This is a genomic window from Synechococcus sp. RS9907, assembly GCF_014279615.1.
Taxonomy (GTDB): Bacteria; Cyanobacteriota; Cyanobacteriia; order PCC-6307; family Cyanobiaceae; genus Parasynechococcus.
On sequence record NZ_CP047944.1, the window covers coordinates 196,561 to 219,913 of the forward strand.

The window sequence follows — 23,353 nt, forward strand, 5'->3', positions numbered from 1 at the left end:
GATGGCACGTCAGGGAACGATCCATCGGGTCACCGGTGAAACCGATGTGAAGGTGCGGCTGGATCTGGACGGCTCCGGTCAGTGCCAGGCCAGCACCGGTGTGCCGTTTCTCGACCACATGCTTCATCAGATCAGCAGCCACGGCCTGATCGACCTGGAAATCAATGCGGTGGGAGACACCCACATCGACGATCACCACACCAATGAGGACGTGGGCATTGCCGTGGGGCAGGCCCTGGCCCAGGCCCTGGGGGACCGGCGCGGAATTCATCGCTTCGGTCACTTCGTGGCACCGCTGGATGAGGCTCTGGTGCAGGTGGCCCTGGATTGTTCCGGGCGCCCCCACCTCAGCTACAGCCTGGCGATTCCCAGCCAGAAGATCGGCACATACGACACCGAGCTGGTGAAGGAGTTCTTCGTGGCGGTGGTCAACAACAGCGGGCTGACCCTCCACATCCGTCAGCTGGATGGGGCCAACTCCCACCACATCGTTGAAGCCTGCTTCAAGGCCTTTGCCCGGGCCCTGCGCATGGCCACGGAGGTGGATCCACGCCGGGCCGGCGCCATCCCCAGCAGCAAAGGGGTGCTGGAGCAGGCCGGCGCCAGCTGAGGGCGGCTCCGCGCTTCACAGTCCGTTACGAGAAGATGGGCGAACGTTGATCGTTCGCCCGTGACCGTCGCCCCTGCCCGCAGCTACGACCGCAGCGACTGGGCCAGCGCCTTTGTGAACGTTGAGCAGGAACTCACCGACGTGGCGCTGACGCCGGTGCGTGGAACGGTTCCGACGGAGCTTCAGGGCACCTTCTATCGCAATGGCCCCGGGCGGCTTGAGCGGGATGGGCATCGGGTGCATCACCCCTTCGACGGCGACGGCATGATTGCGGCGATGCGGTTTGAGAACGGCAGCGTCTTCCTCAGCAACCGTTTTGTGCGTACTGAGGGTTGGCTGGCGGAGGAGAAGGCCGGCAAGGTGCTCTACCGCGGCGTGTTCGGCAGCCAGAAGCCGGGTGGTCGGCTGGCCAATGCCTTTGACCTGCGCTTGAAGAACATCGCCAACACCAATGTGGTGCGTCTGGGTGATCAGCTGTTGGCCCTCTGGGAGGCGGCGGAACCCCATGCACTCGATCCCCGCAGCCTGGAGACCCGCGGCCTGTCGCGCCTCGATGGTGTCTTGAAAAAGGGCGAGGCCTTCAGTGCTCACCCCCGCTTCGATCCCGGCCACAACGGACGGCCCCGCATGGTCACCTTCGGGGTTAAGACCGGGCCCCGCAGCACCATCCGTCTGATGGAGTTCGCGACCGATGGCCCGGAGGCGGGCGCCTTGCTGCACGACCGTTCCGACAGCTTCCCCGGCTTCGCCTTCCTTCACGATTTCGCCATCACCCCCAACTGGGCGGTGTTCCTCCAGAACGCCATCGCCTTTAATCCCTTGCCGTTTGTGACCGGCGAAAAGGGTGCGGCCCAGTGCCTGGCATCTCAACCCGGCGGCAAGGGGCGCTTCTGGCTGATCCCCCGCGATTCCGGCCGCTTCGCTGGTCAGAAGCCCCGCATTCTCGAAGCTCCCGACGGTTTCGTCTTCCATCACCTCAATGCCTTTGAGGATGGCGATCACGTTGTGGTGGAGAGCATCGTCTACGACGATTTCCCGTCCATCGGACCTGATGAGGATTTCGCTGAGGTGAATTTCGACACGGTGCCGGAGGGAATCCTGCACCGTTGCCGCCTCGATCTCAGTCGGGAATCGGTGCAGACCGAGCGGATCAGCGAGCGCACCTGTGAGTTCGCCATGGTCAACCCCGAGCGTCAGGGCCTCAGCGCCCACTTCGCCTGGATGGCGGTTGCGGAGCGGGAGAGGGGCAACGATCCGTTGCAGGCCATCCAGAAACTTGATCTGGATTCCGGGGAGACCCACACCTGGAGTGCGGCGCCCAGGGGCTTTGTGAGTGAGCCGTTGATGGTGCGTCGTCCCGGTGCTGAGGCAGAGGACGACGGCTGGGTGCTCGATCTGGTGTGGAACGGGGCCCGGGCCGCATCCGATCTGGTGATCCTCAACGCCCATGATCTGTCGGAGGTGGCGGTGCTTGAGCTGCCGTTGGCCGTTCCCCATGGCCTGCACGGGAGCTGGGCACCCCAACGCTGATACGTTGAGGCCCTTCGCAGGCCTTACGGGTGCCCACGTCATTCACGCGTCCGCAGATCAATCGTGACGAGCGGATGCTGTGGATCCATGCCGGTCCCCACAAGGCAGCAAGTAGTTATGTCACCGAGCGGCTGCGTCAAAACCGGGAGCATCTAGCCGCTCAGGGTGTGTTGATGGATGGTGATAACAACCGTCTTGCCAATGCGATTGCTGAAAAGAACTATGGCCCTGTTGAAGAGGCTCTTGCCACGCTGCCTTCCTGTTTGAACAGGGTTTTGCTCAGCAGTTCTTCTTTGGATGATCGGATCCTCAGCCGAACTGTGTTGGGCAAATTACAGGCTTTGGTTGAGAGGCAGGGATTCAAATTAGGCGTTAGCTATTTTGTTCGAGATCAGCAGTCCTGGTTGAACTCTGTTTACGCTCACCGGGTGCGTAGGTTTCGTGAAACTCCTGACTTTGAGGACTATTGTGATTACATTATGCACGATTCTGAATCGTGGAATATTGCTTATCCATCCAAATTCCGTGTGTTGAGTCGCTTCCCTGCGATTGCGACCTTGTTTCTGCCGTTGTCAAGGCAAGTTGCAATTACGGATCCTTTCCTGGCGCTTGTTGAAGCCCTTGATCTGGACACGCCTGCGGGTGAACAGGGTTGGCTTGCGGGCCGTTCCTCAAAGCAGAACATCCAGCCGGGAGCCCGAGGGATTTGGATGTCAGCCCTCTGCCGTCGCTTGATGGTGGAAACGGGTTTCGACCCGGAAGTGCTCAAGCGGAAGGGCAAGGTCATCCGTGATCTCGCCATCGAGCGCGGTTGGGACCGGGAGAAATTTGATGGCTTCGATCAACCGCTTCACGACCGCGTGTCGGCCTTTTACGCCAGCTCCAACGAAGCGTTTGCCCAAGAGCACTGGGGCGTCAGTTGGACCAGTCTTTTCCCGCTGCGGCCTGCCGCGCAACGGGTGTACGCGGGACCTCAAACCGAGGCGGAGCGCCAGGAGATGCGATCTCTCATGGTCCGTGTGCTGCGGGAGTTGCGTTTCCCCTGGCGGTTGCGGCGTCGTTTCTTTGCTCTGTACGACGCCGCAATTTGAGGGAGGCTCAATTCAGCTGAGGCCTTCGCGCTTGGCTTCTTTCCAGGTCAGCCGTGGCGCGCTCCAGAGGGTGGCCAGCACCAAGGGGGTGACGGGCACCGCGGTGATCACGATGAAGGCCTGCAGGGCATCGATGGAGGTGCTGTCCCCCAGGCCCGAGCCGATGCGCAGCAGCACCAAGGTGAGGCTGCCGATCATCAAGGCCCAGAACAGGCGCAGCAGAGCAGGGGGCTCGTTGCGGCCGCTCACCACCATGGCCGCGGCGTAACTCATTGAGTCGGCGCTGGTGCACATGAACAGCACCACAAGCACCAGGCCGATCGGAATCAGCAGACCGGCCAGGGGGAGTTGGCTGAGGATCGTGAGCAGGGCAGCGGCGGCTCCGTTCTGGGCCAGGGCTTCGCTTATGCCGCCCCCCGCCAATTCGAGATGCAATCCGGTGCCCCCCAGCAGGGTGAACCAAAGGTTGGTCACGATCGGGCAGAGGATGGCCACCGCCAGCACCAGTTCACGGATGCTGCGGCCGCGGCTGACGCCGGCGGTGAACAGCCCCATCAAGGGCGCATAGCCGAGGAACCAGCCCCAGTAGAAGACCGTCCAGCCGTTCACCCAGTTCGCCGGCACGGCATTGGGAGTTAGGGCCATCTGCGGCAGGTGGATCAGGTAGGTGATGAAGCCGCTGAAGAAGTGCTGCATCAGCCAGAGGCCTGGGCCCAACAGCAGCAGGCCTGCCGCCATGACCAGGGTGAGCCACACATTGAGTTCCGACAGCCACTTGATGCCCTTCTGAATGCCGCTGACGGTGGAGGTCGCGAAGACGGCGGTCAGCAGCACCACCACCAGGGATTGCAAGCCGGCACTGTCGCTGAGCCAGGGCAGTTGCCCTGCGGCATTGCTGAGCTGCAGCGAAAGGAAACCCAGGGGGCCAACCGTGCCGGCGATCGCGGCCACCACAGACAACCCATCCGCCAGGTGACCGAGCGGGCCATCCACCCAGCTGCGCGGCACGATGTTCACCAGCAGTGTGCGGGGACGCAGGGGTTCACCACGTCGCTCCAGGATCGAGAAGGTGATCGTGGTGGTGGTGGCCACCAGGGCCCAGGCGAGGAAGCCCCAGTGCAGAAAACTCACCGCCAGGGCGGGATCCACCGCTGCGGCTGTGCTGCCCTCGACCCCCGCAAACACCGGTGATGGGGTCTGGAAGTGATACAGCGGTTCGGCTGCCGACCAGAACACGCCACCCCCCGCCAGCAGGGTGCAGATCAGCACTGCGCACCAGTCGAAGAATTTGAGACTGGGCTTGCTCTCAGCGCCTCCAAGCCGGAGTTTGCCGACTGGGCTGATGGCCAGGATCAGCGCGATCAGAAACAGCAGCACCACCATCCACTGCCAGACCCCGCCGAGGGCATCACTGATCACGGCTTTGCCGTTGTCGGTGAATTGCTTGGCCAGCGCCAGGTCGATGGCCGACACCAGCAGAAAGATCAGCAGGGGAGCAGCGCCCACCCAGAGGGGGGGCTGGCGCCACCAGGAGTGCTGTTTCGCGGGGGTGTCAGACATTGGATGAGGGGTGAGGGATCAGGCGCGGACGGCGGCGCGTTGGTGGCTCCAGCAGGAGAGATCCACCGCTGGTTCTTCGCCACTGGCGAGGCGTGCCAGGGAATCACCGATCAGGGGAGCGAACTTGAAGGCCTGGCCTGAGCCTCCTGCGAACAGGCTCAGCTTCGGGGTGAGCCGGTCCAGCACGAAGTTCACGTCGCTGGCCATGGAGTAAGGGCTGATCACGGTCTCCACCCGCTCCTGCACACCCTCCAGTTCGTTGAACAGGAAGGTGTCGAGCAGCTCCACCAGGCGAGCGGGTGGCTCGCTGACCATGGCGTTGGGGGCGGCCACCCGCAGCTCCGGCGGGGCCCAGTCGATGCCGGCCTTGATCCGGGGGCGTCCGTCGCTTGTGTGACTGAGGACGGGGAAGCCGTAGTAGAGGCCACCGTCATCGCCGCGTTCCTGCTGGAAGCAGAACCACTGGGGGTAGCGATCGGCCAGCGCCGGGTCGACCGTGTAATGGGCCCAGAGCATGGGCCACACCTCCAGTTTTGGTGCGAGGCCCAGGGGAGCCAGCAACAGCTGGCTCCAGATCCCGCAGGCCACCACCAGCTGTCCGGCGGCGATGTGTTCACCGCTCTCCAGGGTGACGCCACCGCCATCGGTATCGAGGCCCGCTACGGGGCAGTGCTCGATCAGCTGATGGCCGGCATTGCGGGCGGTGTTGATCCAGTGGGCCACGACTCTGTCGCTGCGCACGGCGCCTGCGGTGGGCTCGAACAGTCCGGTGAAGCCCGGCTTCGGCTTCAACGGGAAGCGGGCTGTGATCTGGCCGGCATCGAGGGCTTCATAGGGGATGCCCTGATCGTCCATGACCCGTCGGGCCCCGGGGATCGACCCCTCGATCGTCTCTTCATCCCAGCTTTCGCCGTAGAAGAGCAGGCCGTGGGTCTCCCGCAGCTGTTGGCCTGCGTGGTTTTCTTCCTCGCGCCAGAGGCGGTTGGCCTCCTGGGCGAGACGGCAGAGCACCGGGTCGGAATACATCTCCCGGAACATCCGGGTTTCGCCATAGCTGCTGGCTTTGGCGTGGGCCAGGGTCTGGGCTTCCAGCAGCACCACATCGTGCACGCCGCGGCGGGCCAGGGATGCAGCGCAGCTGAGGCCAGCCATGCCGCCGCCAACGATCACGACGGCTGCCCGGCTGGGCAGGGACGCTGGTGCGCTCATTCGCTTTCTCCAAAGCTGAGGCCGATGGGCTCGGTGGAGGGTGTTGCAGCCACCTCCTCAAGGGCTGCACCCACCGACAGGCCCTGGTCGCGCTGATTCAGATACTCGCTGGCCCGTCGGCGCACCTCATCGCGAACGAAGGCATAGACATCCTTGGCACCAGCGTCTTTCCAGGCGTCGGGGGAGAACCGCTCGATTGAATCGGCGATCACGGCGCCGGCATTCACCAGCGGGTCCGGGAGCACCTTCACACCACGGCGACGCAGGTCATCTGCCAATTGGGGTTGCTGGAAGGGGGCATTGGCGGCAGGCACCACGGCGGGGGTTCTCAGCGCCGTGGCCATTTCGACGTTGATCAACCCCGAGATCGAGCAGGGCAGCAGCAGGTCGAGGTTCAGCTCCCACCAGGCGCAGCTGTCCGGCAGCGGCGTCGCTCCGGGAAAACTGGCTTTCTCGCGATCCAGATCCACGGTGAACACGGTCCAACCGTGCGCGACGAGATGGCGGGCAACGGTGCCACCAACGGCGCCGCAGCCGTGCACCAGGGCCCGTCCGGGTTGGGTGTCGTTGAGGGCCTTGTCCAGAACAGCTTCCACGGCCCCAAGAGTGCCGTGGGCGGTGGCGGCACTGGCGTCCACGGGGCTGCCGACCGCCGCCAGCACATGGGGGGTGAGCGCCGTCAGACGTTCCATGTCCTCCAGGCTGGTGTTGAGATCGCAGCCGGTGATCATGGCGCCGTCAAGCGACTCCAGCAGCTCGGCGGTGACGCTGATCAGCTCATCCTTGACGGCATCGGGTTCAGCTGCACGGGCCACGATCTTGCCGCCGGCGAAACCGGTGCCGTAAAGATCGTGCTTGTGGGTCATCAACCCCGCCAGCCTCTGGCCGTCTGCGATGCAGGCCTCATCGCTCGGGTAATTGAGCACCCGCAGGCCTCCGTTGGCGGGGCGCTTGGCATCGGTGTCTTCTGCCACGACGAACACCGAGAGGTGGTCGGAGACGTGTTCCGCCAGCACCGAAACGGTCGGCGCTGTTTTCTTGCCGCTGCTCATCAGGCCACCTTCTCCATCATCTGGTGGTGTTCGACGTAGTCGAGGCTCCATTCGCTGGGGGCTTCGGCGATGCGCTGCTGCAGCCGCTCGAACACCGTGTCTGCTGCGGTGTCGCCGGCAGCACTGGCGAAGCTGTGGCGGCTCCAGCTGCGGATCGTCGCCATCAATCCGGCGGCGAACGTCGCCGTGTCGCCGTTCTCGTTCCAGCGGCGTCGGTAAGGGCACTTCACGTAAACGGTGCGCTCGTCCACCAGCCGCAGGCCGTTGCGGTAGGCGGCGCTGCTCTCGTCCTTCAGCGGAGCCATGAACTCCTCGGGGGACTTGTAGAAGTTCAGAACCGTGCCTTGTTGGTACTGCTCCTGGCTGATCAGGCCTTCCTCGGCCATGCCCCGCCAGATCTGGTGCAGCTGGTCGTGCACGTTGCGGGTTTCGCCGCCGTTGTGGCCGAGATAGAGCCCTGCTTCATCACGGGAGAGGTTCACCGTCAGCAGGCGCCCGCCCACTTTCAGTTCGCGGCTGCGCAGCTCGAGGATGTAGTTCCAGTCCTTCATCGCCTGGGCGGTGAAGCGCTGAAGTGCGTCGGCATCACCGGACGCCAGCACATGGGTGTGGCTGTTCAGGGGGCCGGGGGAGGCGCTCAGCCAGTGCATGGCCGTGGCGGAAAAACCGAAGCTCACCGAGTTCGGCGCCACGGAGGGCTCGTAGAAGCTGCGGGCACTCACCAGCACCGTTGGCTTCGGATCCCGGGGGATCTGAAGGGCCAGGTTGTTGGCCAGAGCGATGTTGTCGTTGCTCGGTAGGTCGTTGCCGATCAGCGTCAGGTGCGCCGTCGGCTGGTTGGCATGCAGGCGATCCAGCACCTGGTTCCAGAGTCCAACGGCGGTGCCGCCATCGGCAGCTCCGTAATCGATCAGGACATGGCTGTCAGCGACAGCCAGTTGATTCACACAAGTCAGGGCCCAGTCCGAGGCGGCTTCGATGCACAGAAGAGCACCCTCGGTCTGCGCGCTGTAACCCGTGGTCATGGCGATGGCCATGGACCTCGTCAGCGGCAGGTCTCACCGTACAGACCATGCCCCGAGAGCCTTTGTATCCCAGGTTCTTCTTCAGCTTGCTTCGAGCAACTGGCGCAACTTGGGTTCCAAGAGACTGAAGGCCTTGCCGCGGTGGCCGTGCTGCTTTTTCTCCGCCAACGGCATCTCCGCGAAGGTGCGGCCGGTTCCAGCAACTTCGAAGATCGGGTCGTAGCCGAAACCCTGATCTCCCCGGGGTGCGGCCGTGATCAAGCCGTCGCAGCGGCCTTCCACCTCCAGCAGGATCGTGCCGTCTGGGGCGGCGACACAGAGCGCGGCGCAGAAATAGGCCTGGCGTTGGTCTGAGCCCTTCAGGGCCTTCAGCAGCCGGGCAATGCGTTCCGGGTCGGTGGGGGCGTAGCGGGCGGAATGAACCCCCGGAGCGCCATCAAGCGCATCAACGCTGAGGCCTGAATCGTCGGCCAGGGCCCATTCCCCTGTGGCGGCGGCAACCGCCTGAGCCTTGAGCCGGGCATTGGCGGCAAAGGTGGTGCCCGTCTCCTCCACCTCTAGGCCTTCTGGCTGGGGTTGCACGCTGACGGGCAGGGCCTGCAGCAGACCCTGGAATTCACGAATCTTCCCGGCGTTGCCGCTGGCGATCACAAGGGTCTTCATGCGGCCTCCGCAAACTGTCGGGCCCAGGCGAGCACCTCGTTCACCCGCTCGGCATCCGGCCCTTCGCAGTAGAGCCGCAGCAGCGGTTCCGTGCCGGAGAAGCGCAGCATCAGCCAGTGGTTCGGCCCCATCCTCAGTTTGATCCCGTCGGTGCTGATCACCTCCAGCACGTCTGCGCCGGCGACGCTCGAGGGCGTGCTCTGGTCCAGCAGCGTCTCGAGCCGTCGGCGTGCCTCCATGTCGGCCAGGCGCAGGTCGAGCCGGTCGTAGTGACTGCTTCCCCCATGCTCTTGCTGAAGTGCATCCAGACGCGCACCCAGGGGTTGCTTTCCTTCCACCAGGGCTTCCAGCACCAGCATCGCCGCGAACAGGGCGTCCCGCTCGGGCAGGTGCATGCCGAAGCCCACGCCACCGGATTCCTCTCCGCCGATCAGTACATCCCCGGCCAGCATCTCTGCGGCGATGTACTTGAAGCCCACCGCGAGCTCCAGAACCTTGCGTCCCTGGGCCTCCGCCACCAGCCGCATCAGATCCGAGCCGCTCACGGTTTTGACCACGGCGCCCGGCAGCTGGCGGGCTCGTGCCAGGTGATCGATCAACAGGGGCATCAGCAGCTGGGTGCTGCAGAACCGGCCGGTTTCATCCACGGCAGCGATGCGGTCACCATCGCCGTCGAACACCAATCCCACCGCAGGAGTTCCGGCGGCCGTTGAGGCTTTCACGGCCGCGATCAACGCCCCGAGGTAGGGCGCCAGGGGTTCCGGTGGATGACCACCAAACAAGGGATCACGTTCGCTGCGGATCTCGTCCACAACGCCAGCAGCTTCAGGGCCGAGCAGCTCCGTCACACAGCCGGCGGCTGATCCATGCATCGGATCGACGATCACCTTGAGGTTGATGGCCTTGAGGCCATCAACCAGGGCACTGAGGTCCAACTTGCGGCGCAGCCCTTCGAGATGCTCGCCGCGCCCATCAAACCGGGGGACTTCCGCCTTGATCGGTGCCGTGATGCCGCCGGCCGCAAGACGTCGTTCGACTGCGGCCGTGAAGTCTCCCTCGACCGATCCACCAAAGGGTCCTTTGATCTTCAGCCCCAGCCATTCCGGTGGGTTGTGGCTGGCGGTGATCACCAACGCTCCCAGGGCTTTGCGCTCCACCACGGCCCAGCTGCAGGCCGGCGTGGGCACAGCGGTGTCGGTGAGCAGGGGTTCCAGTTCACAACCCCGCACAGCGGCCGCGATGGCTTCCGCCAGTTCTGGAGCCAGAAAGCGCCGGTCGTAACCGATCACCACCGTTCGGCTGTTGAGACCTTCGGGGGCGCGATGGGCGAGCTCCTGAGCTGCGGCAGCGGCAACGGGCAACAACCGCTCAACCGTGATGTCGACGCCGGTGATCCCGCGCCAGCCATCGGTGCCGAACTTGATCGGAGCTGGACTCAGAGGGAGGGGAGCCGATGCCATGGCACAGCCTGCACTTCAGTGGATCTAGCAGCTGGCAGCCGTAGGGTCGGCGGATGGGTGACACCCCGGCTGCCGACAACGCTCTCACCGACCGGTTGCTGCGCAGTTGGCTGCGTTGCCGTCGCAAGGCCTGGCTCGATCGCCACGGGAATCCTGCCGAGCGGCGTTGGACGGCCCATCGCAATCTCCTGCTGGACGACCAGCAGCGCTGTTTTGTGGCCTTGCTCCCCCGTAAGCCTGGCCATGGCATCGCTGCCTGTGCTGCCGGAGCCGAGGCCGTGGTGGGTCTGCGCCTGAAGGGGCTTGGCCCATCCGGTGAGCCGTTGGAGGCACACCCTCCACTGCTGCGGCGGGTCAAGGGGCAGAGCCGCTGGGGTGACTTCGCCTATCAACCGGTGCTGGCCCGTCAGGGCCGCCGCACCACCCGGGAACATCAGCTGCCGCTGGCGCTGATGGCCCTGTTGCTTGAGCAGGAACAACAGGGGGACGTTCCCTCGATGCTGGTGCTTGGCGGTGGTGGCCGGCGCCTGGAACAGGAGCGGCTGCATCTCTCCAGTGGTCTGCGCCGACAGCTGTCGGAGGGGCTCCGCAAACTGCGCTCTGACCTCGAGCGCCCGGTTCCTCCCCCGCTGGCCGCTGACCGGCGCAAGTGCTCACTTTGCAGCTGGCGTGTCGCCTGCAATGCCGTTGCGGCGGAGGAAGGGCATCTGAGCGAGGTCAGCGGCATCGGGGCCAAGCGGCGCGAGATGTTGCTGGAGCTTGGGATTCGCGGCTTGTCCGATCTCGCCGCGGCTGATCCGTTGCAGCTCGCTGAGCAGCTGCAGCGTTTTGGGGATCAGCATGGTGAGGTGGCCGCATCCCTGGTGGCCCAGGCCCGGGCGCAGCGGGATGGACGGGTGGAGCGTTTGGATGCCTCAGCGGCACTGCCGGAACTGCCGGACTGTCCTGGTGTGCTGCTCTACGACATCGAATCCGATCCCGACGCCCGTCACGACTTCCTTCACGGTTTTCTGGTGTTGCCCAGAACCAAAAGCGGAAACTGGGATCTGGCATCCGTGGCCTATCACCCGATCCTGGCCCTGGCGGAGCATGGTGAAGCCCGTTGCTGGCTCCGTTTGCAACGGTTGCTGAATCGCTATCGGGGTTGGCCGATCCTCCACTACGGGGAGACAGAAAGCCTGGCCTTAAGGCGTATGGCTGAGCGGCAGGGTGCTGCCGAGACCGAGGTGCTGCAGCTTCGTCAGCGGTTGGTGGATGTGCATGCCCGGGTCAGGCATCACTGGCGCCTACCCCTGGCCAGTTATGGCCTCAAGGCCGTGGCTGTTTGGCAGGGGTTCCAATGGAGTCAGGCCGGTGTGGATGGGGCCAGAGCCCTGCTCTGGTGGCGGCAGTGGCAGGGAGAGGGGCCCGACCGACGCGGCACTAGGCACGGGCTCCGCTGGATCTTCGATTACAACCGCGACGACTGCCTGGCCACCTGGGCCGTAGCCGACTGGTTGCTTGAACAGGATCAGGCGTCTGGATCCTGAAACGCCTCAGGTTGACGGATCTGGAGCTGTTCTCCGTTGGGACCTTCCAGCGTTGGACTGGCCAGGCACTGGCGGCGCACCAGGGCCAGCCCAAGCCAAATGCCATCGCGTTCGAGCGCACTGGTGATCACCCCGGCTCGCTCGCCATCCAGCGTGAGCTTGGCGGTGGCCGCCAGCGGACTGGGGCAGCTCCAACAGCGCAGCTGTTGCTTCACCCCTGCCTGGCCGATGAGTTTGGCCATGGTCTCCTGGCCGAGGTAGCAGCCTTTCTCTGTGCTGACCTGAGCGACAAGCCCAAGCTCCAGGGGGTTGGTCTCGCCATTGAGTTCACCGGGGCCCGGGGGGAATCCGCTCTGAAGCCGCCATTGCTCCAGAGCCGTGGCGGTGGCTGCTTCCCCTGATGCCCAGGGCTCCGGCAGGGCCGCATCCGGATCGCACCACACGGCTGCAGCCATGGGCTCGAGCCACTGCAGTCGGCGCAACTGGCCCAGGGGTTGGAGGCGAACCCGATCGGCTGGAAAGATCACCTGATCAAATCCAGCGTGAACGGCAGAGGCCTCTCCCGCCAGAACGATCACATCGGCCCCCTCTGCATCGAAACGAAGTTCCAGCACGGCCCGCAAGCGTCCCGTTGCGGTCAGCCAGCAGGTCTGAAGCAGATCCCCGGATTGGAGTGCGTTGAGGTCAGCACTGGTCTGCCCCTGAAGAAACTGGCGTGCTCCGCTGCCGTTCAAGCGCAGCCAGGGAACCTGGGCGTCCCAAAACAACTTGCTCATGCCGGCGTGAAGGCGGCGATTTCAGACAGCTTGAAAAGGCTGATCAGTTCAAGATTTTCAGCCGTCATCGCAGCGTCACCCCCTTCTTCCCGGTCGACGATGGTGACGACCCGCTCCACCTTGTAGCCGGCGTCGCGCAGCTGCCGAACCGCCTTGAGGGATGAGCCTCCTGTGGTGACAACGTCTTCCAGCACGGTGATGCGTGCCCCGGGGGCAGGGAGCGGACCCTCCAGCCAGGCACCGGTGCCGTGGCCTTTGGCTTCCTTGCGCACGATCAGCGCATCAAGCTCCCGACCTCGATCGGCGGCGGCCATGGCAACACCGCTCACCAGTGGGTCTGCTCCGAGGGTGAGACCAGCCACGGCCAGCGCATCGGCCTCCACGTGGGTGAGCATCGCCCTGCTGATCAGCGCCAGACCGGAACCGCTCAGGCTCACGGGTTTGCAGTTCACGTAGTGCTCGCTCTTGCGGCCTGAAGCCAGGGTGAAGTCTCCGCGTCGGTAGGCCAGGGTGGCCAGACGGTTCAGCAGTTGCTCCCGCTCAGTCGGGACACTCGACGATTCAGACATGGGGCTGGCCGCGCTTCGCAGATGTCCTTAGTTTGCGCTTAGAGCTGATTCGTCCGGTGCTGCTGCGGTCGTTCTTTGGTTCGAGCCTGCTTCTGCTTGCCGGCCCATCGGTGTTGGCGGGTCCGTTGGTCTGCACCACCAGTGTTGAGGCGCCTATGCCCGGCAGTGGTGGTGCTCCCGTCGAAGTCACGGTGTGCCACCCCACGGAGTCCACCAGTGAGCTGGTCAACCGTCGCTTTTACACCTGGACCTCGCCTATGGCCCAGGGCGTGGACCCCCTGCATCAATTAACCGATTTTCTGGGGATTGCAGTTGGCGGCATCGAGGGGAATCAGGTCATGGGATTCGGCTTCCCTGACCAGACGCTGATCTGGGATGGGTCTGCACTTCAGAACACGACGGGTGCTCTGCTGGAGGAGCAGAGTCCGTCGCTGCCGATGCGAACCATGGATATCTCAAGCGGTTTCAACGGCAGCCTGGCGGCCACCGAGACCATCGAAGCCGTGCCGGATGTGCCCTCAGACGATCACTTCCCCGGCGTGACTCCCCTGTGGTAACAATCTCCCCATGGGGGTCTAGCAATCTGGTGAATGCAGCGAACTCATAATTCGCCTAAGGCGAGTTCGATCCTCGCGACCCCCATTCCCCCCTGTTGATGCGGCTTCTTCTGCTAGCTGTTCTGCTGGTTCTGCCGGCCTTCTTCGCGGCTGCAGAGGTGGCCCTGTTGCGGCTACGACCCAGTCGCGTTGAAGTGCTCGTTGAGGAAGAGCAGGCCGGGGCCCGTTCCATCCAGCGTCTTCAGCGACGCCTGCGGCGCGCTCTGCTGGTGTCTCAACTGGGTGCAACCCTTGCTCTGGTGGCCCTTGGCTGGGCTGGCCGTGGTCTGGGGGGGCGGCTCTGGTCGGATGGGTCTGTGGGTGTCGCTTGGCGCGACACAGCCTTGTTCCTCAGCATCGTGTTGCTGGCCACGTTGGTGGCTGGTTTGCTGCCCAAGGCCTGGGTGTTGAACCGTCCGGAATCCTCGGCTCTTCGCCTGGTGCCGCTGCTGGAGGTGGTGATGCGCTGCCTGGCCCCACTCCTCAATCTGCTTGAGGCGCTGGCGGGCCTGTTGATGCGCCTGCTTGGCCTGGCTCCCCAATGGGATGTGCTGGTGCCAGCCCTTTCCGCTGGTGAGCTGGAAACCCTTGTGGAGTCTGGGCGGGTCACGGGCTTGTTCCCGGATGAGAAGAACATCCTTGAAGGTGTCTTCGCCCTGCGGGACACCCAGGTGCGGGAGGTGATGGTGCCGCGCTCTGGGATGGTCACTCTGCCGGCCACGGTCCGTTTTGCGGAAATGATGGAGGCCGTGCACCACACCCGTCATGCCCGCTTTCCGGTGATCGGCCAGTCGTTGGATGACGTGCGTGGCGTGCTGGATCTGCGTCAGATGGCCGAACCGATCGCACGGGGTGAGCTCCAGGCCGATTCGTTGCTTGAGCCGTATCTCCAGCCTGCGGTGCCCGTGCTGGAGACCTGCACGCTGGCGGAACTGCTGCCGATGATCCGCAGCGGTCAGCCGCTCCTGCTGGTGGTGGATGAGCACGGCGGCACCGAGGGTCTGGTGACCGCAGCTGATCTCACCGGAGAAATCGTTGGTGATGAGGATCCTGCCGAGACCGATGAACCGGATCTGCTCGAAGAGAAGGACTGCCCCGGTGCCTGGCTGGTGGCCGGAGACCTGGAGATTTTCGAGCTCAATCGACAGCTCGATCTCGATCTGCCCGAGGCCGACGACCATCACACCCTGGCGGGCTTCCTGCTGGAGCGGCTCCAGCACATTCCGTCCGCGGGGGAAGGACTTCATTTCAACGGCCTGCAGTTCGAGATCACAGCCATGGCAGGGCCGCGGATCGAGCGGGTCCGGCTTGTTCTCCCCAGCTCAGAGGAAGATTCCGACTGAAGGCCGATAGTCTTCCCCCAATCGACCGCCTGCGCTGATGTCTCCCGACCCCATGGTCCCAGTCAAGGTCGGGGTGATCGGCATCGGCAACATGGGCTGGCACCACGCGCGGGTGCTCAGCCTTCTGCGGGATGCTGATCTGGTGGGCGTCGCGGATCCGGATGCTGAGCGCGGCAAGCTCGCCACTGAGCAATTCGGCTGCCGCTGGTTCGCCGACTACAACGCCATGCTCTCGGAGGTGGAGGCCGTCTGCATCGCGGTTCCGACGCTGCTGCACCATCCCGTCGGTCTGGCCTGCCTGCGTGCGGGTGTGCACGTTCTGATTGAAAAGCCAATTGCGGCCAGTCAGGACGAGGCCACTGCACTGATCGAGGCCGCTTCAGCGGCGGGGTGTCTGCTGCAGGTGGGCCACATCGAGCGGTTCAATCCTGCCTTCCGTGAGCTCACCAAGGTGGTGGCCAACGAGGAGGTGGTGGTTCTTGAGGCGCGTCGCCACAGTCCCCACTCCGATCGGGCCAATGATGTTTCTGTGGTGCTGGATCTGATGATTCATGACATCGACCTCGTGCTGGAGTTGGCGAAGGCACCGGTGGTGCGGCTTGCCGCTGCCGGTGGTCGCAGTGCCGAAGGTCCGATCGATTACGTCAACGCCACGTTGGGTTTCGAGAACGGTGTTGTGGCCAGCCTGACGGCGAGCAAGATGAGCCACCGCAAAATCCGCAGCCTCAGTGCCCATTGCCGTTCGAGCCTGGTGGAGACGGACTTCCTCAACCACACCCTGCATATTCATCGCCGGGCTCACGAGTGGTACTCCGCTGATCACGGCGAGCTGCTGTATCGGAATGACGGCTTCATCGAGGAGGTGAGCACCACCTCGATCGAACCGCTCTACGCCGAGCTCGAGCACTTTCTGCAGTGTGTGCGCGGCCGGGAGACCCCTGCGGTGGATGGTCTTCAGGCTTCGCGGGCTCTCAAATTGGCAGACCTGATCGAGCAGGCCGTTGAACACCCGGATACGGGAGCGCCCCTGTGCGCACCGATCTGAGGGCTTTCAGAGGGATTACACCAGCCCCTGCTGTTCGGCCAGTTCCCGCAACGCCGTGACCTGCCAGCGGCGGCAGTCACCGGGTGAGGACCGATAAAACTGCCCCCAGGCCTGGGCCTTGTATTGCGGGTAGTTCTCTGGACGAAGAGAGGGATGGCTCTGCTGCCAGCCGACCCTGACGGCATGACCGATCACCACGTCGAGGGCCAGGTCATCCTCGAAGCGCACCTCTGGATTGGCTTCGACGAAGGCCATCAGCGAAAGCAGGCATTCGCTGCAGAGTTGGCGGTATTCCGGCGCTTTGATCCGACTGAGCAAATGGTCAACCTGGGCGGCGAAATTGCGCTCCCCTGGTGTTTTCTCGAGAATGAGGCTGCTGTTGAGGCGATTGCGCCGCTCCAGCTTGTCGCCAATCACCAGGCCGCGGCAGTGCTGCAGCAGCGACCAGATCCCGGCATAGAAATCGCGGGGAACTTTCTGGAAGGATCCCAGGCGGATGCGGTGTTGAAGCCAGTCCCCGCCCCCCGGTGTTTCCTCCAACGGGTCAGGCACTGACCACTGCACCCGGCCGCTCACGTGCAGCTGTTCGCCCCGTTGCAGGGCTGCTCTGGCATGGTCCACATCGGCGAGCACGGCGCGCAAGCGCCTGCGAATCGCGTGGGGTGCTTCGCTGCAGAGGGCTTCAAAGGCTTCGTCCTGACTGAGCATTTTCTCCACGGCCAGCTCTGATGTGAGCAGCAGCATCAGCTGCCCGAGCTGCAGGGTGAGGCTCCCCTTCAGCAGCGCTGGCTCCCGCCGGGCCACGCTGTCGAGGGCGAGCAGGAGTTCCTGTTCGAGCATGCGCTCACGGCCGTCGATTCCGCTGGTGGTTTCAATCCGCTCGGCGATGGCGGCACTGTCCATCGGTTGACGAAGTCGGGAGTCGCCGGTGTAGTTGCGCCCCACCACCACCTGTTTCTGGCGCACGAGAAGATCGGTGAGGGCATCTTCAAGTTGGGGATGCACCATCCCCATGGCGCCAGCGCAGCGCCGCACCACGTTCCAGTCTTCACAACGCAAGCCCCGTTGATAGACCTCCTCAAGCAGGGTGCGTAAGGCCACCGGATGGCCCTCGGGGCTGCGTTGAATCCCCTGGGGGCCAAGACGCCGTTGCAGCAACTCGAGCACTTCGGCCTGTTCATGCAGCAGCGCACTATTCCAGAGGCGCTGGCTCAATTGTTCGATCGGTGTGTCATCCAGTTCTTGCTCCTCTGCGGCGGTCAGATCCCGTAGATCGGTGGCATCGCGCAGAAGCGGCTGGGCTGGCTCGGAGCGAGGCACCGGTTTTTGTTGGAGCGGCGGCAGCTGCACTTCCTGCGCCTGATCCACCAGTTCACTGAGGCAGCCCAAGCGCACCGGGATGCTTTCAATGACGCCGCTGCTGAGTTGCCGCGCCAGTTTGAGGATGACGTCGCGATGCTGCTGGAGGGCAGCGTCGCGAATGGGGATCACCAGAAGGGGACGTCCCATGCCGCGCCAGTGCCGTTGCAGCAGATGCAGCTCGTCCACAACGGTTTCCACCAGCTCCTCCGGGTCATCGGCCAGATAGCTGCTGACGTCTTCCAGCACCGATGGGGTGAACACACTGATGGCGCCGTCCTGGCGGTAGACCCGAGCCGTGTCTTCGGTTTCCACCCGGTGCCCGGGGCGCCCGGTGAGCTCAAGCCGTGGGTTGGTGCCTGCGGCCTTCAACCGTTGCTTCAGCTCGTCGGATGACTGCACCGAAATCACGGAGGTTGGATCGATCGGCACCTCTGCAGCCAGCAGCGCCTGGCGCACGCCATCCGTCTCAGCAGCCATCGCCACAAGAACAGACTCGGCGCCAAGCGGCTGCGGCTCCCTTCGGCCACAGGGGTCGATGTCCTCCGGGCGGATCAGATCGTCGAGCAGCATTTCCCCGAGCCACACCAGGCTCTGGGTCCAGATCAGCGGCAGGTTGGTGTTGGCCACCCGCTCCTGGCTGCCTGGATTGAGCCGTTCCTGATCGACGGCACTGGCCGGGACCTGATAGAGCTCGGGGTAGAGACGTTCGCCGTCCTGTTCAACGGCCAGGGTCTTGAGCTGGCTGTGCAGGCGCTGGGCCTCCTCCCAGCGTTTTTCGCAGCAGGCGGTGACCAGTTCAAAGGCCAGAAACAACGGCCACTCCGACTCGATCCCTTCAAAGGCGGCGAGCTCCGCCGGTTCGTAGTGCAGGCGGTTGACGTCTTCCACCGCCGTCTGGTGACCATCCCGGAGGAAGCGTTTGTAGCCATAGGCTCCGCCGAGTTCCCGTCGAATTCGACGGCCGGTGCGCTCCACCAGGGCGGCATCCTCCACGGCCCAGGCGGGATAACCAATCACCGAGAGACAGGCACTGTCGGCTTCCTTGCTGGCGGATTCCCGCGGCAGGAGCCCTTGCAGGGCGCGACGGAGGCGCACGATGGCCCCTTGGGGAATCAGCAGGATGCAGCTGCCGTCGCCATGGGGGCCGTAGAGGTCAAGCCTATCCAGGGCCTCCAGGGCGGCTTTGGCCATGCCGATTGAGCTGGCATTGCGCTCCGGCAAACCATGGTTGCCTTTGTCGCCCCGTTCCCAGATTCCGTAGTCGGGGGTGCGGTAGGCCCGGGCGATGTAGTGCACCAGGTTCTGGAGGAAATCAACCTCATCACGGCTGTGCACCACCGCGCAGCCGCCCTTGGTCAACTGCGCCAGTTGCAGCAGAAACAGGGAGGTGGCATCGAGTTGGAGATGTCCCCAGGCGTCGTCGGCCACCACCGGCTCGCCGGTGCAGCTGTCGTATTTGGCGTGAAGGGCGTCGAGGGGGTTGAGGCTCTGCTTGAAGCGCTCCACCTTCTGGGCCTGCCGCATCATCGAGCGCATCAGACCGCGCATGAGGGCCACCACCCGCTGCTCCAGCTCCCAGGCGCGCCGGCTGTTCTGCCCCTGCTGACGGCGGTGGGCCAGGGCCAGTCCCCAAACGCACTGCACCGAATAGACGCAGTCCCGCACCCAGGCATCGCCGTAGTTGCCATGGATGGTGTGGGCGGTGCTGGCAGGGAGCAGGCCGCTGATCGGGTCCTGCCGATCGAGAACCACCCGTTGGATGGATTGATCCAGGCGCTGAAGGGTGGTGGCGTGGTTCTGCGGAAGGGTTTCCGTCGTCGTCACAACCATGCCCTCATGCATCACCACCCCTAAATTCTCCAACGCAGCCCCACGGCCATGGACTCTGTCAGCACCGCCCCCGATGACCGTCGCCGCTGCCAGGTGCTCGGCGTGCCGGTGGATGCCTGCCGTGATGTCTGTGCTGCAGCCCTCGGTCTGCATGCCCGCGGCGGCGGACGCATCGTCACCCTCAACGCTGAGATGACGATGGCAGCCCGGGCCGATGCAGCCTTGGGTCAGGCGATTGGAACGGCTGATCTGGTGATCCCGGATGGGGCGGGAGTGGTCTGGGCCCTGGGCCGTCAGCAGATCCGGGTCGTTAAAACGGCGGGCATCGAACTGGCCTGGACCTTGCTGGAGTACGCCGCAGCCCATCGATGGCGCGTGGCGCTGGTGGGGGCGACACCTGAGGTGATGGAAACCCTGCGTGCGGAGTTGCCACAACGGATCCGTGGCCTCAATCTGGCGCTCGCTGTTGACGGTTATCAAGCTCCCGAGGCCTGGCCGGGCGTTGAAGCTCAGCTCAAGGCGTTGAAGCCTGATCTCGTTCTGGTGGCCCTGGGGGTGCCGCGCCAGGAAACCTGGGCGGAACGCGTGGCGGCCGGACAGCCAGGGTTATGGATGGGTGTCGGCGGCAGTTTTGACGTCTGGGCCGGCATCAAAAAACGTGCCCCCGGCTGGATGTGCCGGATGCAACTTGAGTGGCTTTATCGGCTCATCCAGGAGCCTTCACGCTGGCGACGCATGCTTTCGCTGCCAGCGTTTGCTTTGAAGGTGATGCGGATGGGCTGAGGCTTCAGCGGAAGCCCACAGAGGCCTGCCAAACGAAGGCCAGCAGCAGGAAGAAGACCGGGATCAACGGAAGGATGTCGATCAGCGGAGAGAAGGCCTGATAGGCCTCGGGCAGCTGTGCCAGCAGGTCGAGGGTGAAGGCGGCCATCCCTTGCATCAAAAAGGCGTTGGGCTGGACGCTACCACGTGTGATGGGCTGGCGAGTCTGGCTCCCAGGGAGCGAAATCCTCTGAAAAACAGCCGTCGCGAATGGCTTGTGCCATGGCCGAGGTGAAACGCACCAGATGGGTGATGTTGTGAATGCTCAACAAGGTGAGGCCCAGAAGCTCTTCGCTGCGAATCAGGTGATGCAGGTAGGCCCGGGTGTGCCCGGTGCAGGCCACGCAGGAGCAGCTCGGATCCAGGGGGGTGTGGTCGTGGCGGAAGCGTGCATTGCGCAGGTTCCACCGTTCACCGCCCACCAGGGCGGTGCCATGACGGCCGAGTCGAGTGGGCAAGACGCAGTCGAACAGGTCGATCCCGTTGGCCACGGCAATGGCCATCTCGCGCAGGGTGCCGATGCCCATCAGGTAGCGCGGTTTGTGTGAAGGAAGCAGGGGCGTGACATCCCGCACGATGCGATGCATCTCCTCAGCGGGCTCACCAACGCTGACGCCACCGACGGCAATGCCCGGCAGATCAAAGGAGGCGACGGCCATGGCACTCTCCCGCCGCAGATGGGGGAAACAGCCGCCCTGAACGATGCCGAATAGCGCCTGATCCTCGCGGGTGTGGGCTGTGACGCAGCGCTCGAGCCAGGCATGGGTGCGGCGACAGGCATCGATGACGTCGTTCTCCGTCGCCGGATAGGGCGGGCACTGGTCGAAGGCCATGGCCACATCCGCCCCGAGGGCCATCTGGATCTGGGTGGCATGTTCCGGGGTCATGTCGATGGTGCGTCCATCGCGGGGGTTGCGGAACACCACCCCACGGTCATCGATCTTGTTCAGGTCCCCCAGGCTGAACACCTGAAAGCCGCCGGAGTCGGTGAGCATCGGGCCGTTCCAGCCCATGAACCGGTGCAGGCCACCGGCCGCCGCCACGATCTCCTCACCCGGTTGCAAGTGCAGGTGGTATGTGTTCGAGAGCACCATCTGGGCTCCCGTGCGCCCCAGCTGCTCCGTGCTGATGCCCTTGACGGTGGCCAGGGTTCCCACCGGCATGAAGCGTGGTGTGTGCACCGGCCCATGCGGGGTCTCAAAGGTGCCGCACCGTGCTGATGTGTTGGCGCAATGCGCGTTGATCTCGAAGCCGAACACGACTGAACCGCCCCTGCATTGACCCTACGGTGAGGGCCGATTCCATCCCTCGCGCCATTCCCAGGATCATTCCGCCCTGGCTTTCCGATCTGGCGGGAGCCTGGATCTTTTACACAGTGCTGCCAGCATGGCCCTGGCCGCAGCCCTCGTTTCAGCGCATTGCCCGCTTCGCCCCCTGGATGGGGCTGCTGATCGGTGCGTTGCAGGGGCTGCTCTGGATCGGTCTGTCCAGGCTCTCCTGGCCTCCGACGGCCTGTTCCTTTTGCGTGGTGGCTCTCGGCATCCAGCTTAGTGGTGGCTTGCACCACGACGGCCTGATCGACACGGCGGATGGCCTCGGGGCGCCAGCGGAGCGGCGGCTCGAGGCGATGGAGGACAGCCGGGTGGGCGCCAGTGGTGTGCTGGCTCTCGTGATGGTGCTGCTACTACAGGTTGCGGCATTGATCCAGCTGGGGGGGCATGCCCCGCTCGGGCTCTGCCTGGCTGCGTTCTGGGCCCGGGTGGCACCGCTCTGGGCCATGGCACGTTTCGACTACCTCCGCGCTGATGGAACCGCAGCGTTTCACCGCGAGCACAGCAGGCCGCTCTGGGATGCCCTGCCCTCACTTCTGGTGGTGGTTCTCTTGGCCGGTTGGGTGGGGGCCATGCCCCTTCTCCTGGGGGGCGTGGTGGCGATCCTTGTCGCCCAGAGCCTTGGGCGACGCCTGGGGGGGCACACCGGTGACAGCTATGGAGCAGCTCTTGTGCTCACCGAGATGATCACGTTGTTGGGTCTGGCCTTGCTCCTGCCGGCCAGCTGAGGACGAATGCATTGCCCTGAGTGGGCAGATCCGGAGCGATTGTGGAAGGCTCCACGCAGAGCGTGAGCTTGCGGCCCTGCTGCTCCGCCAGGGAGCGTGCAAGGGCGAGCCCAAGGCCGGTGCCCGCCCGGTCCTGTCCGGTGGACCCCCGTGCTCCCCGCTCGAAAATCAGGTCGCGCTCCTCCAGGGGGATCGGCCGCCCGTTGTCCCAGACGCAGAGCCCATCGGGCAACAGGCACAGCCCCACGCTGCAGCCCGCTGGGCTGTAACGGAAGGCATTCTCAAGAAGGTTGGCGACGATCTCCGCGATCGTTCCGTCCTGGGACGGTTGATCAATCCACTGGGGCCACAGGTCTGGTCCCCGCCAGGGGCGGCCCTGCAGGCTTGCCGTCGCTTCCGCCCGCTCCAGCAGAGGCATCAGCAGGGTTTGCATGGTGGCCTCACCTTCGGCAGGCCCGGGGGGCAACAGGGTGGGACCAAGGGGGTCCTGTTCGGGGAGACGTTGTTGCCCGAGGCCATCGAGCACGTCGATGTATTGGCCGAGTTGGCGTTGTTCCGAGAGCATTCCCTCCACGAGTGGACGGTGGGAGCTGTCGGCTTCGAGCCGCCGCAGCAGCAGTTGGGCGTAGGTGCGCAGGGCAGCGAGTGGATTTCGCAGCTGATGCACGAGGGTGCGCAGCTGCTCGTTTTGTTGGCTGAGTTCCTGGCGAAGTTGCAGGCATTCCAGGTCACGCCCCAGGGCGTGGCTGATGGCGGCGGCACTGCGCCGCATCCGTTGGTCCAGGGTCAGCGTCCAGCTCCGTTGCGGATCCAGGTCCGCGCGCAGGGCTCCCAGAATCAGACCGGCATCCTGGAGGGGGTACCAGCGCCGACTCTCATGCGGCAGGCGCAGGTTCGGGTCTGCGTCAGCAGGGGGAAGCGATCGTTCATTGGCCGACCATTGCCGGATCAGCAGCAGTGGCGGGCCTTGCTGATTGGGTGGCGCACTGACGTACAGCCCCAGATGCTGGATGCCTTCTTTGGCGGTTAGATCAGCCAGCTGTTGATCGGTGAAATCGAAGAATCGATCGGTGAGCTGCATCAGTTCGGGACGATCAATTCAGGCGCTTGGTCAAGCCTGCGCCAGGGGGACTTGAAAAATCTGGGAAAAGTCTTAAGATCCTCTTATCGACCGAGGCGCTGTTCACCATGAACAGACGCCCGCCAGCTCTCGCAACGGTTG

21 protein-coding genes and 1 tRNA gene are annotated in these 23,353 nt (G+C 64.4%); 10 read left to right on the forward strand and 12 right to left on the reverse strand.

Annotated elements, in window-relative coordinates:
- The first annotated feature begins 1 nt into the window (after position 1).
- The 3 genes from hisB to SynRS9907_RS01015 are packed head-to-tail and all read left to right on the forward strand — an operon-like array spanning position 2 to position 3,231.
- Complete coding sequence (hisB, locus tag SynRS9907_RS01005) at positions 2-610, forward strand: imidazoleglycerol-phosphate dehydratase HisB (RefSeq protein ID WP_115081626.1); 609 nt, start codon at positions 2-4, stop codon at positions 608-610.
- 60 nt (positions 611-670) lie between these two features.
- Positions 671-2,140, forward strand: a complete 1,470-nt coding sequence (locus SynRS9907_RS01010; protein WP_188021542.1) for a carotenoid oxygenase family protein — start codon at positions 671-673, stop codon at positions 2,138-2,140.
- A gap of 29 nt (positions 2,141-2,169) precedes the next feature.
- Positions 2,170-3,231: a hypothetical protein gene (locus tag SynRS9907_RS01015; RefSeq protein ID WP_188021543.1), complete on the forward strand. Its 1,062-nt coding sequence runs from the start codon at positions 2,170-2,172 to the stop codon at positions 3,229-3,231.
- A gap of 12 nt (positions 3,232-3,243) precedes the next feature.
- Here SynRS9907_RS01015 and SynRS9907_RS01020 read toward each other — a convergent pair whose 3' ends face one another.
- From SynRS9907_RS01020 to SynRS9907_RS01045, 6 genes are all read right to left on the reverse strand, one after another.
- Entirely contained in the window at positions 3,244-4,791 is a 1,548-nt protein-coding gene (locus SynRS9907_RS01020) for a BCCT family transporter (RefSeq protein ID WP_188021544.1), read from the reverse strand.
- Between the two features lie 18 nt (positions 4,792-4,809).
- Positions 4,810-6,000, reverse strand: a complete 1,191-nt coding sequence (locus SynRS9907_RS01025) for an FAD-dependent oxidoreductase (protein WP_188021545.1) — start codon at positions 5,998-6,000, stop codon at positions 4,810-4,812.
- Positions 5,997-7,052 carry a Glu/Leu/Phe/Val dehydrogenase dimerization domain-containing protein gene (locus tag SynRS9907_RS01030; protein WP_188021546.1) on the reverse strand — a complete coding sequence of 352 codons (1,056 nt, stop codon included), beginning with the start codon at positions 7,050-7,052 and terminating at the stop codon, positions 5,997-5,999. Before SynRS9907_RS01030 ends, SynRS9907_RS01025 begins: the two co-directional genes overlap by 4 nt.
- Positions 7,052-8,089, reverse strand: a complete 1,038-nt coding sequence (locus SynRS9907_RS01035) for an SAM-dependent methyltransferase (RefSeq protein WP_188021547.1) — start codon at positions 8,087-8,089, stop codon at positions 7,052-7,054. The genes SynRS9907_RS01030 and SynRS9907_RS01035 overlap by 1 nt, the downstream gene beginning before the upstream one ends.
- Before the next feature lie 69 nt (positions 8,090-8,158).
- Entirely contained in the window at positions 8,159-8,740 is a 582-nt protein-coding gene (gene rdgB / locus SynRS9907_RS01040) for an RdgB/HAM1 family non-canonical purine NTP pyrophosphatase (RefSeq protein ID WP_188021548.1), read from the reverse strand.
- A complete protein-coding gene (locus tag SynRS9907_RS01045; RefSeq protein ID WP_188021549.1) occupies positions 8,737-10,200 on the reverse strand; it encodes a phosphoglucomutase/phosphomannomutase family protein in 1,464 nt (487 codons plus the stop codon). The genes rdgB and SynRS9907_RS01045 overlap by 4 nt, the downstream gene beginning before the upstream one ends.
- 53 nt (positions 10,201-10,253) lie before the next feature.
- Between SynRS9907_RS01045 and SynRS9907_RS01050 the strand changes: the two genes are divergently transcribed.
- The gene (locus SynRS9907_RS01050; protein WP_188021550.1) at positions 10,254-11,729 is read left to right on the forward strand and encodes a TM0106 family RecB-like putative nuclease; all 1,476 of its coding nucleotides are present in this window, start codon (positions 10,254-10,256) and stop codon (positions 11,727-11,729) included.
- Here the strand turns inward: SynRS9907_RS01050 and SynRS9907_RS01055 are convergent.
- Positions 11,711-12,505 (reverse strand): glycine cleavage T-protein, encoded by a 795-nt coding sequence (locus SynRS9907_RS01055; protein WP_188021551.1) that lies wholly within the window; start codon positions 12,503-12,505, stop codon positions 11,711-11,713. The genes SynRS9907_RS01050 and SynRS9907_RS01055 overlap by 19 nt on opposite strands.
- A complete protein-coding gene (gene pyrE, locus SynRS9907_RS01060) occupies positions 12,502-13,074 on the reverse strand; it encodes an orotate phosphoribosyltransferase (protein ID WP_115081541.1) in 573 nt (190 codons plus the stop codon). Before pyrE ends, SynRS9907_RS01055 begins: the two co-directional genes overlap by 4 nt.
- A 56-nt stretch (positions 13,075-13,130) precedes the next feature.
- Here pyrE and SynRS9907_RS01065 point away from each other — a divergent pair, with 56 nt between their 5' ends.
- The 4 genes from SynRS9907_RS01065 to SynRS9907_RS01080 all read left to right on the forward strand — a co-directional run bounded on the left by SynRS9907_RS01065 (position 13,131) and on the right by SynRS9907_RS01080 (position 16,058).
- A complete protein-coding gene (locus SynRS9907_RS01065; protein WP_255445945.1) occupies positions 13,131-13,631 on the forward strand; it encodes a hypothetical protein in 501 nt (166 codons plus the stop codon).
- Positions 13,632-13,643: 12 nt separating this feature from the next.
- Positions 13,644-13,716, forward strand: a tRNA-Ile gene (locus tag SynRS9907_RS01070).
- A gap of 13 nt (positions 13,717-13,729) precedes the next feature.
- On the forward strand, positions 13,730-15,013 hold the full coding sequence (locus tag SynRS9907_RS01075; RefSeq protein WP_188021553.1) for a hemolysin family protein: 1,284 nt from the start codon (positions 13,730-13,732) through the stop codon (positions 15,011-15,013).
- Positions 15,014-15,050: 37 nt separating this feature from the next.
- On the forward strand, positions 15,051-16,058 hold the full coding sequence (locus SynRS9907_RS01080) for a Gfo/Idh/MocA family protein (RefSeq protein ID WP_115081544.1): 1,008 nt from the start codon (positions 15,051-15,053) through the stop codon (positions 16,056-16,058).
- A 15-nt stretch (positions 16,059-16,073) separates the two neighbouring features.
- Here SynRS9907_RS01080 and SynRS9907_RS01085 read toward each other — a convergent pair whose 3' ends face one another.
- The gene (locus SynRS9907_RS01085) at positions 16,074-19,250 is read right to left on the reverse strand and encodes a glycoside hydrolase family 15 protein (protein ID WP_188022303.1); all 3,177 of its coding nucleotides are present in this window, start codon (positions 19,248-19,250) and stop codon (positions 16,074-16,076) included.
- 48 nt (positions 19,251-19,298) lie between these two features.
- On the opposite strand from SynRS9907_RS01085, the gene SynRS9907_RS01090 reads away from it, so the two are divergent.
- Positions 19,299-20,033, forward strand: coding sequence for a WecB/TagA/CpsF family glycosyltransferase (locus tag SynRS9907_RS01090; RefSeq protein WP_188021554.1), 735 nt, complete (start codon positions 19,299-19,301; stop codon positions 20,031-20,033).
- A 4-nt stretch (positions 20,034-20,037) separates the two neighbouring features.
- On the opposite strand, the gene SynRS9907_RS01095 is transcribed toward SynRS9907_RS01090, so the two are convergent.
- Positions 20,038-20,181 (reverse strand): photosystem II reaction center protein K, encoded by a 144-nt coding sequence (locus SynRS9907_RS01095; RefSeq protein WP_025362038.1) that lies wholly within the window; start codon positions 20,179-20,181, stop codon positions 20,038-20,040.
- A 31-nt stretch (positions 20,182-20,212) separates the two neighbouring features.
- Entirely contained in the window at positions 20,213-21,331 is a 1,119-nt protein-coding gene (gene tgt / locus SynRS9907_RS01100; protein ID WP_115081545.1) for a tRNA guanosine(34) transglycosylase Tgt, read from the reverse strand.
- A gap of 29 nt (positions 21,332-21,360) precedes the next feature.
- On the opposite strand from tgt, the gene cobS reads away from it, so the two are divergent.
- Positions 21,361-22,131 (forward strand): adenosylcobinamide-GDP ribazoletransferase, encoded by a 771-nt coding sequence (gene cobS, locus SynRS9907_RS01105; protein ID WP_188021555.1) that lies wholly within the window; start codon positions 21,361-21,363, stop codon positions 22,129-22,131.
- Here the strand turns inward: cobS and SynRS9907_RS01110 are convergent.
- On the reverse strand, positions 22,091-23,212 hold the full coding sequence (locus tag SynRS9907_RS01110) for a sensor histidine kinase KdpD (RefSeq protein ID WP_188021556.1): 1,122 nt from the start codon (positions 23,210-23,212) through the stop codon (positions 22,091-22,093). The two genes, cobS and SynRS9907_RS01110, sit on opposite strands and share 41 nt — an antisense overlap.
- Positions 23,213-23,353 lie beyond the last annotated feature (141 nt).

Excerpts from the sequence above, each read along its gene's own strand:
- hisB (WP_115081626.1), top strand. The coding sequence starts at position 2 with ATGGCACGTCAGGGAACGATCCATCGGGTCACCGGTGAAACCGATGTG.
- SynRS9907_RS01020 (WP_188021544.1), bottom strand. The coding sequence starts at position 4,791 with ATGTCTGACACCCCCGCGAAACAGCACTCCTGGTGGCGCCAGCCCCCC.
- SynRS9907_RS01025 (WP_188021545.1), bottom strand. The coding sequence starts at position 6,000 with ATGAGCGCACCAGCGTCCCTGCCCAGCCGGGCAGCCGTCGTGATCGTT.
- SynRS9907_RS01030 (WP_188021546.1), bottom strand. The coding sequence starts at position 7,052 with ATGAGCAGCGGCAAGAAAACAGCGCCGACCGTTTCGGTGCTGGCGGAA.
- SynRS9907_RS01035 (WP_188021547.1), bottom strand. The coding sequence starts at position 8,089 with ATGGCCATCGCCATGACCACGGGTTACAGCGCGCAGACCGAGGGTGCT.
- rdgB (WP_188021548.1), bottom strand. The coding sequence starts at position 8,740 with ATGAAGACCCTTGTGATCGCCAGCGGCAACGCCGGGAAGATTCGTGAA.
- SynRS9907_RS01045 (WP_188021549.1), bottom strand. The coding sequence starts at position 10,200 with ATGGCATCGGCTCCCCTCCCTCTGAGTCCAGCTCCGATCAAGTTCGGC.
- SynRS9907_RS01050 (WP_188021550.1), top strand. The coding sequence starts at position 10,254 with ATGGGTGACACCCCGGCTGCCGACAACGCTCTCACCGACCGGTTGCTG.
- SynRS9907_RS01055 (WP_188021551.1), bottom strand. The coding sequence starts at position 12,505 with ATGAGCAAGTTGTTTTGGGACGCCCAGGTTCCCTGGCTGCGCTTGAAC.
- pyrE (WP_115081541.1), bottom strand. The coding sequence starts at position 13,074 with ATGTCTGAATCGTCGAGTGTCCCGACTGAGCGGGAGCAACTGCTGAAC.
- SynRS9907_RS01075 (WP_188021553.1), top strand. The coding sequence starts at position 13,730 with ATGCGGCTTCTTCTGCTAGCTGTTCTGCTGGTTCTGCCGGCCTTCTTC.
- SynRS9907_RS01080 (WP_115081544.1), top strand. The coding sequence starts at position 15,051 with ATGTCTCCCGACCCCATGGTCCCAGTCAAGGTCGGGGTGATCGGCATC.
- SynRS9907_RS01085 (WP_188022303.1), bottom strand. The coding sequence starts at position 19,250 with ATGGTTGTGACGACGACGGAAACCCTTCCGCAGAACCACGCCACCACC.
- SynRS9907_RS01090 (WP_188021554.1), top strand. The coding sequence starts at position 19,299 with ATGGACTCTGTCAGCACCGCCCCCGATGACCGTCGCCGCTGCCAGGTG.
- SynRS9907_RS01095 (WP_025362038.1), bottom strand. The coding sequence starts at position 20,181 with ATGGCCGCCTTCACCCTCGACCTGCTGGCACAGCTGCCCGAGGCCTAT.
- SynRS9907_RS01110 (WP_188021556.1), bottom strand. The coding sequence starts at position 23,212 with ATGCAGCTCACCGATCGATTCTTCGATTTCACCGATCAACAGCTGGCT.